Source organism: Pseudomonas sp. 102515, assembly GCF_031085165.1.
Taxonomy (GTDB): Bacteria; Pseudomonadota; Gammaproteobacteria; order Pseudomonadales; family Pseudomonadaceae; genus Chryseomonas.
In genome coordinates, this window is the sequence record NZ_JAVHTY010000003.1 from 348,687 (window position 1) to 363,965 (window position 15,279).

Annotated in this window: 14 protein-coding genes; 8 read left to right on the forward strand and 6 right to left on the reverse strand. The window is 67.4% G+C overall.

Annotation, left to right across the window (positions count from 1 at the left end):
* The first annotated feature begins 183 nt into the window (after positions 1-183).
* Genes RCF34_RS12985 through RCF34_RS13000 form a run of 4 tightly spaced genes read left to right on the forward strand, consistent with a single transcriptional unit; the run spans position 184 to position 4,939 of the window.
* Positions 184-1,686, forward strand: coding sequence for an efflux transporter outer membrane subunit (locus RCF34_RS12985; RefSeq protein WP_308708542.1), 1,503 nt, complete (start codon positions 184-186; stop codon positions 1,684-1,686).
* Positions 1,683-3,839: an FUSC family protein gene (locus RCF34_RS12990; RefSeq protein ID WP_308708543.1), complete on the forward strand. Its 2,157-nt coding sequence runs from the start codon at positions 1,683-1,685 to the stop codon at positions 3,837-3,839. The genes RCF34_RS12985 and RCF34_RS12990 overlap by 4 nt, the downstream gene beginning before the upstream one ends.
* Positions 3,829-4,029: a DUF1656 domain-containing protein gene (locus RCF34_RS12995; RefSeq protein WP_308708544.1), complete on the forward strand. Its 201-nt coding sequence runs from the start codon at positions 3,829-3,831 to the stop codon at positions 4,027-4,029. Before RCF34_RS12990 ends, RCF34_RS12995 begins: the two co-directional genes overlap by 11 nt.
* 10 nt (positions 4,030-4,039) lie before the next feature.
* Positions 4,040-4,939 (forward strand): HlyD family secretion protein, encoded by a 900-nt coding sequence (locus tag RCF34_RS13000; protein ID WP_308708545.1) that lies wholly within the window; start codon positions 4,040-4,042, stop codon positions 4,937-4,939.
* Positions 4,940-5,255: 316 nt separating this feature from the next.
* On the opposite strand, the gene RCF34_RS13005 is transcribed toward RCF34_RS13000, so the two are convergent.
* From RCF34_RS13005 to RCF34_RS13015, 3 genes are read right to left on the reverse strand one after another with little or no spacing between them, the layout of a single operon-like run.
* Positions 5,256-5,417, reverse strand: a complete 162-nt coding sequence (locus RCF34_RS13005) for a DUF1328 domain-containing protein (protein ID WP_007160206.1) — start codon at positions 5,415-5,417, stop codon at positions 5,256-5,258.
* A gap of 29 nt (positions 5,418-5,446) precedes the next feature.
* Positions 5,447-5,671, reverse strand: a complete 225-nt coding sequence (locus tag RCF34_RS13010) for a hypothetical protein (RefSeq protein ID WP_308708546.1) — start codon at positions 5,669-5,671, stop codon at positions 5,447-5,449.
* A gap of 10 nt (positions 5,672-5,681) precedes the next feature.
* The gene (locus tag RCF34_RS13015; RefSeq protein ID WP_308708547.1) at positions 5,682-5,936 is read right to left on the reverse strand and encodes a hypothetical protein; all 255 of its coding nucleotides are present in this window, start codon (positions 5,934-5,936) and stop codon (positions 5,682-5,684) included.
* 442 nt (positions 5,937-6,378) lie between these two features.
* Between RCF34_RS13015 and algB the strand changes: the two genes are divergently transcribed.
* Both algB and RCF34_RS13025 read left to right on the forward strand, forming a co-directional pair.
* On the forward strand, positions 6,379-7,728 hold the full coding sequence (algB, locus tag RCF34_RS13020) for a sigma-54-dependent response regulator transcription factor AlgB (protein ID WP_308708548.1): 1,350 nt from the start codon (positions 6,379-6,381) through the stop codon (positions 7,726-7,728).
* The gene (locus tag RCF34_RS13025; protein WP_308708549.1) at positions 7,725-9,515 is read left to right on the forward strand and encodes an ATP-binding protein; all 1,791 of its coding nucleotides are present in this window, start codon (positions 7,725-7,727) and stop codon (positions 9,513-9,515) included. Before algB ends, RCF34_RS13025 begins: the two co-directional genes overlap by 4 nt.
* 121 nt (positions 9,516-9,636) lie before the next feature.
* Here RCF34_RS13025 and RCF34_RS13030 read toward each other — a convergent pair whose 3' ends face one another.
* The 3 genes from RCF34_RS13030 to RCF34_RS13040 are packed head-to-tail and all read right to left on the reverse strand — an operon-like array spanning position 9,637 to position 12,931.
* Entirely contained in the window at positions 9,637-11,109 is a 1,473-nt protein-coding gene (locus tag RCF34_RS13030) for an FGGY-family carbohydrate kinase (RefSeq protein ID WP_308708550.1), read from the reverse strand.
* Between the two features lie 39 nt (positions 11,110-11,148).
* A complete protein-coding gene (locus RCF34_RS13035; protein ID WP_308708551.1) occupies positions 11,149-12,105 on the reverse strand; it encodes a transketolase C-terminal domain-containing protein in 957 nt (318 codons plus the stop codon).
* On the reverse strand, positions 12,095-12,931 hold the full coding sequence (locus RCF34_RS13040) for a transketolase (RefSeq protein ID WP_308708552.1): 837 nt from the start codon (positions 12,929-12,931) through the stop codon (positions 12,095-12,097). Before RCF34_RS13040 ends, RCF34_RS13035 begins: the two co-directional genes overlap by 11 nt.
* A gap of 338 nt (positions 12,932-13,269) precedes the next feature.
* Between RCF34_RS13040 and RCF34_RS13045 the strand changes: the two genes are divergently transcribed.
* Positions 13,270-14,265, forward strand: coding sequence for an ABC transporter permease (locus tag RCF34_RS13045; protein ID WP_374941184.1), 996 nt, complete (start codon positions 13,270-13,272; stop codon positions 14,263-14,265).
* Positions 14,266-14,321: 56 nt separating this feature from the next.
* On the forward strand, positions 14,322-15,254 hold the full coding sequence (locus tag RCF34_RS13050; protein ID WP_308708553.1) for a sugar ABC transporter substrate-binding protein: 933 nt from the start codon (positions 14,322-14,324) through the stop codon (positions 15,252-15,254).
* The last annotated feature ends 25 nt before the right edge of the window (positions 15,255-15,279 follow it).

Below are 15,279 nucleotides of genomic sequence, written 5' to 3' on the forward strand. Positions count from 1 at the left end.
GCGCTAATCGACCACCTCGGAATTTTATAGAATCGTTAGCAGCCTAATGGTAACGTCCGCTGACCGCTCGGTTCACGGGCGTCTCCTACGGGCGTCCTCTTCAGTTCCAGCTCATCTCGCCGACCTCGCTGCGCCGTCTCATGCCAGACGCAGGTATGGCCCTGTTGCCAACGGACCCCCCACGTGTCGCCTTCCTCTAGCAGAGCCTGGCCCGCGCTCACGGTGGTCGCCCTCGCGACCCTGCTGGCCGGCTGTATCGGTACCGGTCACAACGCGCCCCAGGCGCAGCGCCTCGACGACCAGGCGCTGGCCACCGACGGTGCCATCCAGGCCGCCGCCAGCCAGGCCGCCTGGCCGGAGCGTCAATGGTGGCGCGCCTATGGCGATCCCCAGCTGGATGCCTGGATCAGCGGCGCGCTGGCCGACAACCCGCGTCTGGCCACGGCCGCCGCCCGGGTGCGCCGCGCCGAGTCCCTGGCCGGCCTGGCGGCATCCCGCGAAGCCCTGCAGGTCGAGGGCAAGGGCGCTTTCAAGCGCTACAGCTGGCCCACCGACGGCTTCTATGGCCCGGGCGAGCTGGCCGATCGCACCACCTGGAACAACAATGCCGAGCTGGGCCTGAGCTATGCCCTGGACTTCTGGGGCCGCGAACGCGACGCCAGCGCCCAAGCCCTGGACCAGGCCCACCAGGCCGCCGCCGAGGTGCGCGCGGCCGAGCTGGAACTGACCGGCAACATCGTCCGCAGCTACATCGGCTTCGCCCTGCACCACGATCAGCGCGACATCCTCGCCGCCACCCTGGAGCAGCAGCGGCACCTGGCCGACCTCGCCCAGCGCCAGCTGGACGGCGGCCTCGGCACCCAGTTCGAGGTCAGCCAGGCGCGCGCCCTGCTGCCCGAGACCGAGCGCCAGCTGGAAGCCCTGGACGAGACCCTGGCGCTGGATCGCAACCAGCTCGCCGCCCTGGCCGGCAAGGGCCCGGGTGCCGGCGCCCGCCTGCAGCGCCCGCGCCTGACCCTGGGCGCCGCACCGCGCCTGCCCAGCGCCCTGCCACTGGAACTGGTCGGCAAGCGCCCCGACGTGGTGGCGCGCCGCTGGCAGATCGCCGCGGCGGCCAAGGGCGTGGACGTCGCCCGCGCCAGCTTCTATCCCAACATCGACCTGGTGGCCAACGTCGGCCAGTTCCTGACCCTGGGTCGCCTCAGCGAGATGCTGACCCACGCCAAGACTGGCTCCTTCATAGGTCCCGCCTTTTCTTTGCCGATCTACGACGGCGGCGCCCTACGCGGGCGCCTCGGCGCGGAGTCGGCGGCCTACGACGTGGCCGTCAGCGCCTACAACCAGACCCTGGTGGACGCCCTCAAGGACATCTCCGACGCCCTGATCAAGGCCGACTCGGCGGCCAGGCAGGCCACCCTCGCCGACCAGGCCAGCCAGGAGGCCCAGCGCACCTACGACATCGCCCGCGAGGCCTTCCGTCGCGGCCTGACCGACTACCTGCACGTGCTCGACGCCCAGACCCGGCTGTTCGCCCAGCAACGCGTCACCGCCCAGGTCCACGCCCTGCGCCTGGCCGCCCAGGCCGCTGCCCTGGTCGCCCTCGGCGGCGGTGCGGACCTCGAACGCGGCCCGGGCGACCACGATCTGGTGCCGGCACGCGTCGCCGTCGAGCGAGCCCCCCGATGAGTGCCGGCACCGCCATCGGCGCGCCGCTGCGCCAGGCCCTCGGCGCCTGGGCACGCAGCGATGGCAGCCTCTGGCTCTACCAGGCCAAGGTGCTGCTCGCCGCCAGCCTGACCCTCTGGCTGGCCATGCGCCTGCAACTGCCGCACCCCAGCTCGGCGGTGATCACCGTGTTCATCGTCATGCAGCCGCAGAGCGGCCAGGTCCTGGCCAAGAGCTTCTACCGGGTCATGGGCACGCTGCTGGGACTGGCGGTGATGCTGGTGCTGATCGCCCTGTTCGCCCAGGAACGGGTGCCCTTCCTGATCTGCCTGGCGCTGTGGATCGGCCTCTGCGTGGCCGGTTCGGCGCGCTACCGGGACTTTCGCAGCTATGCCTGCATGCTGGCCGGCTACACCGCCGCGCTGATCGGCATTCCCGCCGCGCTCAATGCCGATACCGCCTTCATGTCGGCGGTGATGCGGGTACTGGCCATCACCCTGGGCGTACTCTGCAGCGGCGCGGTGAGTGCGGCGGTCTTTCCGCAGACCAGCGCCACGGCCATGCGCGCGACCCTCTATCGGCGCATGGGGGGCTTCGCCGGATTGGCCGCCGACGTCCTGCGCGGTCGTCTCGACCGTGCCACCCTGGAGGCTGCCGGAGTACGCCTGGCCGCCGAGGCGGTGGGGCTGGAAAGCCTGCGCAGCGCCTCGGCCTTCGAAGACCCGCACATGCGTATGCGCAGCGGGCGCCTGGCCCGCCTGAATGCCGAGTTCATGGGACTCACCACCCGCCTGCACGCCCTGAGTCGCCTGCTGATGCGGCTGCGCGAACACGAGGCCCAGCTGCCGCTGGCCGCCCTCGAACGCCTCTGGGCACCGCTGCTCGATCTGTTCGAGCAGTGGCGTGGCCAGTCCCTCAGCGACAGCGCCGCGCCTGCTGCCGCCGCCCGGCTGGAAGCCCTGCACCAGGGTCTGCGACCGCGCATCCGCGCCTTGCGTGCCGAGCTGCCACCCTTGAGTGAAGCTGACCGACGCGACTTCGAGACCGCCGTGGAACTGCTCTTTCGCTTCACCGGCGAATGGCACGGCTATCTGCAGACCCATGCCTCCCTGGCGGCGCCGCGGCACAGCCGCGAGCAGTGGAAGCCGCGCTTCGTAGCCAAGGCCAATGCCCTGGGTGCGGCGGTCACCGGCATTCGCAGCGCCTTTCTGGTGCTGGTGCTGGGCGCCTTCTGGATTGCCAGCGCCTATCCCAGTGGCGGCATGCTGGCGCTCAACGCCGCGGCCGTCTCGGCCCTGGCCTCGGCCTCGCCGGACCCCAAGCGCACCGCGCTGCAGATGGCCGTCGGCGCCAGCGGCGGCGTGGTGCTGGGCTTCTTCCTGACTTTCTTCGTCTTTCCCTGGATCACCGGACTGCCGCTGCTGCTGCTGACCCTGGCACCGGTGTTCATGCTGGGCACCTGGATCTCCCTGCGCCCGGGCTGGATCGGCTATGGCCTGGGCTGCCTAGTGTTCTTCTGCTTCACCTCGATCCCGGACAATCCGCCGGTCTACGACGCCTACGCCTTCATCAACAACGGCATCGCCGTGGTCCTGTCGATGGTGATCACCGCGGCGGTTTCGGCGGTGCTGCTGCCACCCAACAGCCCCTGGCTATGGCGCCGGCTGGAGCGTGACCTGCGCCAGCAGCTGGTGCGGGCGGTGAGCGCGCCATTGCCGCACCTGGCGCCAGCCTTCGAAGGCCAGACCCGCGACCTGCTCAACCAGGCCTATGGCGTAAGTGCCGGACGCGGCGAGGCTCAGCGTCGCCTGATCGGCTGGGCCTTCGCGGTGCTGGAGATCGGCCATGCGGTGATCGAACTGCGCCAGTTGCAGGCCCGCCTGCCCGCGGCCCCGCGTTATGCCGAGGGCAGCGCCTGGCGCCAGGCCATTCGGGTGCTCGGGCGTGCCCTGGTGCGCCTTTTCCTCAAGCCCGGCGCGGAGCATCTGCGGCGGGCATTGGTGGCGGTGGACACGGCCCTGGCTGCCGTGGCGACCGTGACCGAACCGCCGGAACTGCCCTATGACGAGTCGCCCCTGCGCCAAGTGCAGAGCGACCTGCACTTCATCCGCAGCGCCCTGCTCGATCCCCAGGGGCCGCTGGCCCGCTATCACGAGATCCCCCATGCCCCGTGAAATCGCCTTCCACGGCCTCTACCTGCCTACCGTGACGGTGCTGTTCTTGGTCGCCGCCCTGCTCGCCTGGGCGCTGGACCGGGTGCTCGCCGTGGTCGGCCTCTACCACGTCGTCTGGCATCCGGCGCTGCTGCGCCTGGCCCTGTTCATCTGCCTCTACTGCGCCCTGGCGCTGTGCGTCTATCGCTAGGACTCCTGCCATGATCCTCAAGAAACTCTTCGGCGTGCTCTTTACCCTGCTGGTGGTCTGCCTGGCGCTGATCCTCGGGCGGCTGCTCTGGGTGCACTACATGAACGACCCCTGGACCCGCGATGGCCGGGTACGCGCCGAGGTCATCACCATCGCGCCCGACGTGGCGGGCCTGGTGACCGAGATCGCCGTGCGCGACAACCAGTGGGTCAACAAGGGCGACCTGCTGCTGCAGATCGATCCCGAGCACTACGAGATCGCCGTGCACCAGGCCGAGGCCACGGTCGCCGCGCGCAAGGCCACCCTGGCCATGCGCCAGCAGAACGCGCGCCGCCGCGCCGACATCGACAGCCTGGTGGTTTCCCGCGAAAACCGCGAAGACGCCAGCAGCGCCGCCCTGGCCGCCGAGGCCGATCTGCGCCAGGCCCAGGCCCAGCTGGAATCGGCACGCCTCAACCTCAAGCGCACCCGGGTACTGGCGCCGGTCGATGGCTACGTGACCAACCTTTCGGTGTTCAAGGGCGACTACGCCGCTGCGGGCGCACCCAAGCTGGCCGTCATCGATGCCCATTCGTTCTGGGTCTATGGCTATTTCGAAGAGACCAAGCTGCCCCATGTACGGGTGGGGGCGGTCGCCGAGATGCGGCTGATGAGCGGCCAGACGCTACAGGGCCATGTGGAAAGCATCGCCCGCGGCATCTATGACCGCGACAATCCCCAGAGTCGCGAACTCACCGCCGACGTGAATCCCACCTTCAACTGGGTACGCCTGGCCCAGCGGGTACCGGTACGTATCGCTCTGGATCCGCTGCCGGAGGGGCTGCTGCTCGCAGCCGGTACCACCTGCACCGTCGTATTGGAAGACGCCCGCGGCGAGCGCTCCTGGTGGGATGCCTTCTGGCAGGGCTGAGTCCTGCCAAACGCCAGATTTTTTCTGTTCCCAAACAACAACACCCCTGACGTCGGCGGGTTTCGCGAGAGACGAAACCGGTCGAATTCAGGGGTGTGGTCGTAACCAGCCCAGTCCGCCGCGAGTGCGAAAGTACTCCCTGTACTCTTGGAACCCTCCCTTGCTGCAGAGCGTTCCGACCATGTGGCCATTGCGTCCCGGGTTAGGGGACGGCTTCGAGGTTGTCCATTGAATCGGCTTAAAGCTGCAATCCGATGACAGAGCCTCAGCTGCCGGTCATCGCGACCGGCAGCGTGTTCAGCTCACAGATCTGCCGTCAGGGACGACGACGACCCATGAAGAACGACACCACGAACAGCACCAGGAACAGCACGAACAGGATCTTGGCGATACTGGTGGCGGTACCGGCGATGCCACCGAAACCCAGGACGCCTGCGATGATCGCGATGATCAGGAAAGTGATAGCCCAGCTCAGCATGGTGTTTCTCCTATGTATTGCAAGTGCACTCAGTGGACGACAGCACCTGTCCAGCGAGCAGTGGTTTTGTTAGCGAAATCCTGGGTATCCAGACTCGCCATCCGTGGTTCCACAGCGTCCAGATCGAAATCCAGACCGTTGAGGTTGTGCGTCTGATTGAGCGCACGACCCATCATCAAAGCACTGAGCAACATACCGATGCTCACGACCGCCGCTGCAGCGAACAACACGATCATCAGCAGCATCCACATCATGGCCATGACCTCAGAATACCCAACGGGTCTGCTTCACCAGCCGGTCACCCTTGGACTGTGCCGGGATGGCTTTGAGTTCCCCACGACCTTGACTTGCCAGCGGCTTGGCTGCAGGCACCATGGCCTGGGCAGCAATGCGGGTGGACGCGATGAGTGCCTGTTCGCGGCTGACGTCCTGGCCCTGGGGGGCTGCGACGACGGCGCTGGCGAAGCAAGCGAAGAGCGCAGTACCTACCAAGTGCTTGCGAAGGGTCTGGCTGATCATCGGGTCTCTCCTGCAGTCCGTTGGCCCTAAGGCCGGCTTGCCAAGAAGAGTGCAGACTGCGTGCCAGCTTTCCGAAAATTATTTTTCCTTTTAAAAACAAGTACTTATTATTTCAACCAGGGACAGCCACACATGCACCTTGCAAGGTGCAACGTCTGAAGCATTGCGTTTTGCATGATCGCCGGAGGGGTATTCGTCGCCGCCAGGCTGTCTGCTCACCGAGCGCAGCGGCGAAAGCGGCCATAAGCGCCCTGTCCCTGGGGCAGAAAGTCGCCTTTCTCCCTCGTTTGACCCTCTGGGTTGCGATCTGCACGATACCCCCGGCGGCTTCGACGAGTCGTCTAGTGGTCCTGCGGATTGCAACTTGCACGATGTATCATGGACTAACTCCCACCCCCCTCCTTTAGTGTGTTTCGGCCCTTTGGCCCGGAGTTCTCCCGTCATGGAACAAACCAGCGGTCGCATCCTGCTCGTGGACGACGAAGCCGCCATCCTGCGTACCTTCCGTTTCTGTCTGGAAGACGCCGGCTACAGCGTCGCCACGGCCAACAGCGCGGCCCAGGCCGAAGCCCTGCTCTTGCGGCAGGTCTACGATCTTTGCTTTCTCGATCTGCGCCTGGGCGCGGACAACGGTCTGGACGTGCTGCAGCAAATGCGCATCCAGGCGCCCTGGATGCGGGTGGTGATCGTCACCGCCCACTCGGCCATCGATACCGCCGTGGATGCCATGCAGGCCGGCGCCGCCGACTACCTGGTGAAACCCTGCAGCCCCGATCAGTTGCGCATGGCCGCGGCCAAGCAGCTTGAATTCCGCCAGCTCTCGGCGCGCCTGGAAGCCCTCGAAGGCGAGGTGCGCAAGTCCAGCGCCGGCCTGGACTCGCGCAGTCCGACGATGATGAGCATCCTGGAGACCGCCCGGCAGGTCGCCACCACCGATGCGAACGTGCTGATCCTCGGTGAATCCGGCTCCGGCAAGGGCGAACTGGCCCGGGCCATCCACGCCTGGAGTCGGCGCGCCAAGAAGACCTTCGTCACGATCAACTGCCCGTCGCTGTCCGCCGATCTGATGGAAAGCGAGATGTTCGGCCACACCCGCGGCGCCTTCACCGGGGCCAGCGAGAGCACCCTCGGCCGGGTCAGCCAGGCCGATGGCGGTACCCTCTTCCTCGACGAGATCGGTGACTTCCCCCTGGCCCTGCAGCCCAAGCTGTTGCGCTTCATCCAGGACAAGGAATACGAGCGCGTCGGCGATCCGGTCACCCGGCGCGCCGACGTGCGCATCCTCGCCGCCACCAACCGCAACCTGGAACAGATGGTGGCGGAAAACGAATTCCGCGAAGACCTGCTCTATCGCCTCAATGTCATCGTGCTCAACCTGCCGCCGCTGCGCGAGCGCAAGGAGGACATCGTCGATCTCGCCGAGCGCTTCCTCGCCCGCTTCGTCAAGGACTACAACAGACCTGCCCACGGCTTCAGCGAGGCGGCCCTGGAAGCCCTGCGCAACTATGGCTGGCCGGGCAACGTCCGCGAGCTGCGCAACGTCATCGAACGGGCCAGCATCATCTGTGGCCAGGACCTGGTGGACGTCAATCACCTGGGCATGGGTGACAGCCCGGCCACCAGCGGCGCCGCCAGCGCGCCGCGGGTCGGCGAGGCCCTGAGCCTGGAAGCCCTGGAACGGGCCCACATCGCCGCGGTGATGGCCACCAGCGAGACCCTCGACCAAGCCGCCAAGACCCTGGGCATCGATGCCTCCACGCTCTATCGAAAACGCAAGCAGTACGGGCTATGAAGCTGCCGATCAAGCTGCACACCCGCCTCTTCCTCAGCATTTCCGCGCTGATCGCCGTGGCCCTCATCGGACTGCTGGTGGGACTGGTCAGCGTCCTGCACCTGGCCCGCGAGCAGAGCGTCCAGACCCGCAGCAACCTGGACTTCATCAACCTGACGCTGAACATGCGCCAGGAACTGAGCAACAGCCTGTTCCAGATGCTCGATGGCGCCCCGGATCCGCAATCCCTGGTCGCCGCCCAGCAACGCTTCGAGCAGAACCTGCAGCTGGTCCAGGGCGAGATGCACAAGCCCGAGCAGCTGGCCGTGCTGGAAGACGTCAAGCGGCGCTACGAGCGCTTCGCCGATTACCTGCGTTCGCCGCCTGGCGGTTACAACCAGTTGCGCGCCGATCCGGGTTTCCAGGAGACCCTCGACGCCTTGCGGCATCGCATCTACGACCTGCAGAAAAGCTATGTGGTGACCCTGGAGCGCATGCAGGACGAGGCCCATGATCGGGCGGTGATCATCGCCATGCTCCTGGCGCTGATCGGCGTGGCCATCCTGGTCACCGGGGTGGTGACCGCAAACGGCATCGCCAAGCGCTTCACCGGTCCCATCGACGGCCTGGCCAAGGCCGCCGAGCGCATCAGCCAGGGCAATTTCGACGTCCAGCTGCCCACCTCGCAGATCGCCGAATTCACCCTGCTCAGCCGCCGCTTTGGCAACATGGCCCAGGCCCTGCACCGCCTCAGCCAGACCAATGTCGAGGCCCTGGTGGCCGGGCAGCGGCGCCTGCAGGCGGTGCTCGACAGCATCGACTACGGCCTGGTGATCCTCGATCCCCAGGGCAACATCGAACACGCCAATCCGGTGGCCTGCCGCCAGCTGGGCTGGAACGAGAACCACCTGGGCGAATCCCTGATCGCCGCCCTGGAACGGCCGGAGATCGAGGCGAGCGTGCAGCGGGTATTGGCCGGTGGGGCCCTGGATGCCGCCCCCGAAGACCTGGAGATCCGTGTCGACGACGAGGTGCGGCTGCTGGCCTGGAGTCTGACCCCGGTGAACCACGCCGATGGCCGCAGCGTGGGTGCGCTCATGGTGCTGCGCGATGTCACCGAGCAGCGCGCCTTCGACCGGGTGCGCAACGAGTTCGTCCTGCGCGCCTCCCACGAATTGCGCACCCCGGTCACCGGCATGCACATGGCCTTCGGTCTGCTGCGCGAGCGTCTCAAGGTGGCGCCGGAATCCCGCGAGGCCTTTCTGCTGCAGACGGTGGACGAGGAAACCCATCGACTGGTGCAGCTGATCAACGACCTGCTGGACTACTCCCGTCACCAGAGCGGCCTGCAGCGCCCGGAAAAGCTGCCGAGCGAGATCGGCGACCTGCTGGAAGCAGCCCGCGCCCGCCATGCCGACGAGGCCCGCGAGCGCGATGTCGAGCTGGCCGTCGAGTTGCTGCATACGCCGCTGCCACGGGTCAGCCTGGATCCCAAGCAACTGGGTCGGGTGTTCGACAACCTGCTGAGCAATGCCCTGCGTCATACCCCGGCGGGCGGCCGTATCGTCATCCAGGCCATGCGCCAGAACGAGCAGCTGCTGATGGCGGTGCAGGACAATGGCGAAGGCATCGCCTACGCCCAGCAAGGCCGGGTGTTCGAGCCCTTCGTGCAGATCGGCAGCCAGAAGGGCGGCGCCGGCCTGGGCCTGGCCCTGTGCAAGGAAATCATCCGCCAGCACGGTGGCCGCATCGGCGTGGTCTCCCGCCCCGGTCAGGGCACCCAGATCTTCATGACCTTGCCGACCTGAGCCAGGCGGCACGGGGCCGCCCTAGGTTGGGTCGAGCGCAGCGAAGCCCAACAGCGGCGGTTCAAGTCCGCCTTGTCGGGCTTCGACGAAGGAGCCGTCTCAACCCAACCTACGGTCCGGCTTACCGCAGCGTCCGCTCTAGCGCCTGGCGCCAGCCGGCGTAGAGTTCGGGCACGGCATTGGCGCGAGGTTCGTAGCGGCGACGTGGCCGTTCGAGATCGGCCAGGGCCGCGGCGTCCTGCCACCAGCCCAGGGCATGGCCGGCCAGGTGCGCGGCACCCAGCGCCGAGACCTCCGGCGACAGGCTGCAGATCACCGGGCGCTGCAGGAGATCGGCCTGGAATTGCAGCAGCCATTCGTTGCGCGTGGCGCCGCCATCCACCCAGAGTTCGTCCAGGGGCGTCGGACTGTCCTGCTGCATGGCGTCGAAGACGTCGCGAATCTGGTAGGCGATGGCCTCCAGAGCCGCGCGCATCAGGTGCGCCCGGCCGCAGTTCTCGGCGAGGCCACAGAACAGCCCGCGCGCCTCGGCCCGCCAGTGCGGCGCACCCAGGCCGCCCAGCGCCGGGACGAAGTAGACGCCGCCGTTGTCCGGCAGCGCCGCGGCTTCCGCGGCCAGGGCCTCCAGCTCTCCGGAGCCACCCAGCAGCCGCGCCGTCCAGCCCACGGCGGCGCCGGTATGGACGATGTTGCCTTCCAAGGCAAAGGTCGGAGTATCCCCCAGGCGCCAGGCCAGGGTAGTGGCCAAGCCATGGGCGGAAACCACCGGTTCGGCGATGGGCGTCATCAGCGACGAGCCGGTGCCCAGGGTGGCCTTGACCTTGCCCGGGACGAAACCGCCCTGGCCGAACAGGGCCGCATGGGAATCGCCGATCATCGCCAGGATCGGCAGACCGGCCGGCAGCGGACCCTGGGCACGGGTCTCGCCGAAGCAGCCGGCACTGGAGCGAACCTCCGGCAGCGCCGCCCGGGGAATGCCGAACAGATCCAGCAGCTGCGCATCCCATTCGCCACCGCGCAGGTCGAGCAACTGGGTACGGGCGGCGTTGGCCGCGTCGATGAGAAAGCTCGTGCCGCCGCTGAGTTGCCAGAGTAGCCAGCTGTCCACGGTCCCTAGGCAGATGTCGCCGGCGGCGGCACGCGCCGTGCCGTCGGGGATCTGGTCGAGCAGCCAGCGCCATTTGCCGGCGGAAAACATCGGGTCCAGCGCCAGGCCGCTGCGCTCGCGGATCAGCTCGCCGTGGCCGGCGGTGTGCAAGGCCTCGCACTGCGGCTGGGATCTCTTGCACTGCCAGCTCACCAGGGGGCCGAGCAACTGGCCGCTGCCGCGCTCCCAGGCCAGGGCGGATTCGCGCTGGTTGCTGATGGCGATGGCCGCCAAGGGTGCGTCCGTCTGGGCCAGGCAGTCGCCGATGGCGCCCTGCAGGGCCTGCCAGATGGCCAGGGGATCCTGCTCGGCATAGCCCGCCTGCGGATGCTGGACGGTCAGCGGCCGGGAACCGCGGGCTACGACCCGACCGGCGCGATCCACCAGGATCGCCTTGGCATTGGTGGTGCCCTCGTCGAGGGCGAGGATCAGCGGTTCGGCGGCCATGGCAGCTCCTGTTGTTCTTATCGTGGCAGCGCCTGCGCCTCAGCGCAGGCGCTGCACCGCGGCGACGATACCGGCGGCATCGATACCGTGCTTGGCGCGGGTCGGACCGCGGCCACCGGCAGCGGCATACTCGCCATCGGCGATGCCCAGGCGGATCAACGGCACGCCCAGCGCGGCCTCGGCCATGACCTCGGCGACCAGGCTGCCCACCCCGCCGTTGGCGTTGTGCTCCTCCACCGTGACCACCCCACCGCGAGCGGCGCAGAGGGCTTCCAGCAACGCCTCGCGCTGCAGCGGACGGATCGACGACAGGTTGATCACCTGGGCGCTGATACCCTGCTCGGCCAGCAACCGCGCGGCGTCCACCGCCTCGTGGACCACCGAGCCCAGGGCCACCAGGCTGACGTCGTGACCCTGGCGCAGCACGTCGACCTGACCGGGGACGAAGCGATAGTCGGAGCCGTGCAGATCGGGCAGCGCCTTGCCGTCCAGGCGGATATAGACCGGACCGTCATGGGCCAGGGCGTGCTCGACGATCTGCCGGCACTCGCTGCCATCGGCCGGCGCATAGATTTCCACGTTACCGAAGCCGCGCATCACGGCGATGTCGTCGAGGCTGTGGTGAGTGCTGGCCAGGGGACCGTAGCTGGCCCCGGCGTTGAGGCCGAACATCTTGACGTTGGACCTGTTGTAGCAGACGTCCACCTTGACCTGTTCGTTGGCCCGGGAGATCAGGAAGGGCGCGGCGTTGCAGGTCACCGCCACCTTGCCGGCGAGGCCCAGGCCGGCGGCCACCCCGACCAGGGTCTGTTCGGCGATGCCGACGTTGACCAGGCGCTCCGGGAAGCGTTTGACGAAGGGGCCGATCTTGGCCGTGGAAGTGGAATCGCTCACCACCGGCACCAGGTCGACGCCAGCGTCCACCGCGGCGATGAAGGCCTCGACCATGACGTTGGCGAGATGGGCTTCGCCCGGGGTCTGGGTATCAGTGGCCATGGTCGAGTTCCTCCAGTGCAGCGGCGATCTCGTCGCCCTTGGGCACGCGGTGGTGCCATTCGGGTTTGCCTTCGATGAAGGAAACCCCCTTGCCTTTGACGGTATTGGCGATCAGCACCTGGGGCTGGCCGCGGTGTTCGCGCAGCGCTTCCAGGGTCTCCACCAGCTGGGCCACGTCGTTGCCGTCGCACTCGACCACATGGAAGCCGAAGGCGCGCCATTTCTCGGCCAGGGGCTCCAGCGGCAGGATCTCCGCGGTGGGACCGGCCAGTTGCAGGCGGTTGTGGTCGACGATCACCGTGAGGTTGTCCAGCCGATACTTGGCGGCGGTCAACGCCGACTCCCAGTTGGAGCCCTCGCCCAGTTCGCCGTCACCGGTCAGCACATAGACGCGGCGCGGACTGCCATCGCGTTGCGCGGCCAGGGCGATCCCGGTGGCGACCGGCAAGCCATGGCCGAGGGCGCCGGTGTTGAGCTCGATGCCCGGGGTCTTCTGCCGCACCGGATGGCCCGGCAGGTGGGAGTCGAAATGCTGGTAGGTGTTGAGCCATTCCGGCGGGAAATAGCCGGCCTCGGCCAGGCAGCAGTAAAGGCCGCCGACGCCATGGCCCTTGCTCTGGATGTAGATGTCGCGCCGGGGATCGGCGAGGCGTTCCGGGGCGACGTCGAGCAGGCGGAAATAGAGGGTGGCGAGGATGTCGGTCTCCGACAGATCCGCCCCGGTATGGCCGCCGGCGGGCGAGCCGGCATTGAGCTGGATGACGCGCCGGCGGATCAGCCGGGCCTTTTCGCGAATCTGCGCGACGTCGTACTGGAACGGATTCATCAGGCGACCCCCTCGGGTTATCCGAAGCTGCGATGGAGCAGACGCCTGCCGAGGTTTCAGTGGGCGTCTTATGAATATTTATTCGTCACTGAAAATATATTTATCATTTAGACCCCAATCCGCAGGGCAGTCAATAGCCAGGAAAGGCCGTCGGCGACGTGGCGAGCGGATAGAATACGTGGCGGGATGCGGGATTGCCGAAGCCATCGCGTTCGGCATGCGGCGATGAAAAGGCGCTTGACTTCCATCCGTAACAGGCGGAGTCTGAATTAAAAATCAGGCACGCATAAATATTCACGCGGGCCGGACACAAGAACAATAACTTCTAGGAGAAGTTCGTGGACGCCAAAGCCCCGACCGCCTCGCCACCCGCCAAGCCCCTGGCCCGCCTGGCACTGCGCCTGCCGCGCAACGTCGGCGGCCCGCTGATCGGCCTGGCGCTGCTGATCGCCGTGTTCTCCTTTGCCTCGGAGTACTTCTTCTCCCTGCGCAACGCCCTCAACATCCTCGACCAGGTGACCGTGCTCGGCATCCTGGCCATCGGCATGACCCTGGTCATCGTCATCGGCGGCATCGACCTGTCGGTGGGCTCGGTGCTGGCCTTCGCCATGATGCTGCTCGGCTGGCTCTACCAGGACCTCGGCTGGTCGCTGGGGCTGGCGATTCCCGCAGCCATCCTCGGTGGCCTGGTCTGCGGCCTGGTCTCGGGACTGCTCATCGCCCAGGCCCGGCTACCCGCCTTCATCGCCACCCTGACCATGATGTCGGTGGCCCGGGGCCTCGCCAACATCCTCACCGACGGCCGCCAGATCGTCGGCTTCCCGGACTGGTTCACCAACCTGGCCACGGTGCGGCACTTCGGCTTCCTCTCGGTCACCGTCGGATTGTTCCTGCTGATGCTGCTGGTGGCCTGGGTCTTCCTGCGCTTTCGCGCCGGTGGCCGCAACCTCTATGCCATGGGCGGCAGCGCCGAGGTGGCGCGGTTGTCGGGCATCAAGGTGCGCACCATTACTGTCTGGATCTATGCCCTGAGCGGCGCCCTGGCAGGCCTGGCCGCGGTGGCCATGGCGGCGCGCCTGGATTCGTCCCAGCCCAGCGCCGGCCTGTCCATGGAACTGGATGCCATCGCCGCGGTGGTGATCGGCGGCGCCAGCCTCAGCGGCGGCGTCGGCAGCGTCGGTGGCACCCTGGTAGGGGTGCTGATCATCGGCGTGCTGCGCAACGGCCTGAACCTGCTGGGGGTCTCGCCCTTCGTGCAGCAGGTGATCATCGGCATCGTCATCGCCCTGGCCGTCACCCTGGACACCCTGCGCCGCCGTAACGGGCAGCGCTAGGTCAGATCTGCTTCGTCTCGTCACCGCAGTACAACAATAACAACGGAGTGCCATCCATGCTGACCCCCAAGAAGCTGTTGCTCAGTACCCTGTTCGCCGCCATGACCTGCACCGGCGCCCTCAATGCCCAGGCCAAGGAACTCACCGTGGGCCTGGCCGTGGCCAACCTGCAGGCCGACTTCTTCAACCAGATCAAGCAGGCCGTCGAGGCCGAAGGCAAGGCCAAGGGCATCAAGGTGATCACCGTGGACGCCCAGGGCAACTCGGCGACCCAGGTCAACCAGATCCAGGACCTGATCACCCGCCAGGTCGACGCCCTGATCTACATCCCGGCCGGCGCCACCGCCGCCGGTGTCCCGGTCAAGGCGGCCAAGGCCGCCGGCATCCCGGTGGTGGCGGTGGACCGCAACGCCCCCGACGCTCCGGGTGACACCTTCATCGCCAGCGACAGCGTCGCCGCCGCCCGCACCCTGGCCGGATACGTCGGCAAGGTCACCAATGGCAAGGGCCGCGTCGCCATCCTCCAGGGCCAGATCGGCACCACGCCGGAAAACGATCGCGCCAAGGGCTTTTCCGAAGGCCTGGCCACCTTTCCCGAGCTGAAGGTGGTCGCCCAGCAGCCTGCCGAGTGGGCCCAGGACAAGGGCTTCGCCGTGGCCCAGGACATGCTCCAGCGCGATCCCAACATCAATGTCTTCTTCGGGCGAGCCGACGCCATGGCGCTGGGCGCTGCCCAGGCGGTCAAGGTCGCCAACCTCGACCATCCGGTGACCATCGTCGGCTTCGACGGCGACGTGGCCGGCCTCAAGGCCGTGGCCGCCGGCACCCTGTCAGCCACCATGACCCAGCAGACCCGCAAGATGGGACGCATGGCCCTGGAATCGGCGGTGGCGCTCAAGGAAGGCAAGCAGGTGCCCAAGGAGCAGCTGCAGGAGGCGATCCTGACCACCAAGGACAACGTCGCCCCCTTCATCGAGAACCACCCGTAACCACGATCTGCTGCGCGTTGGCCCA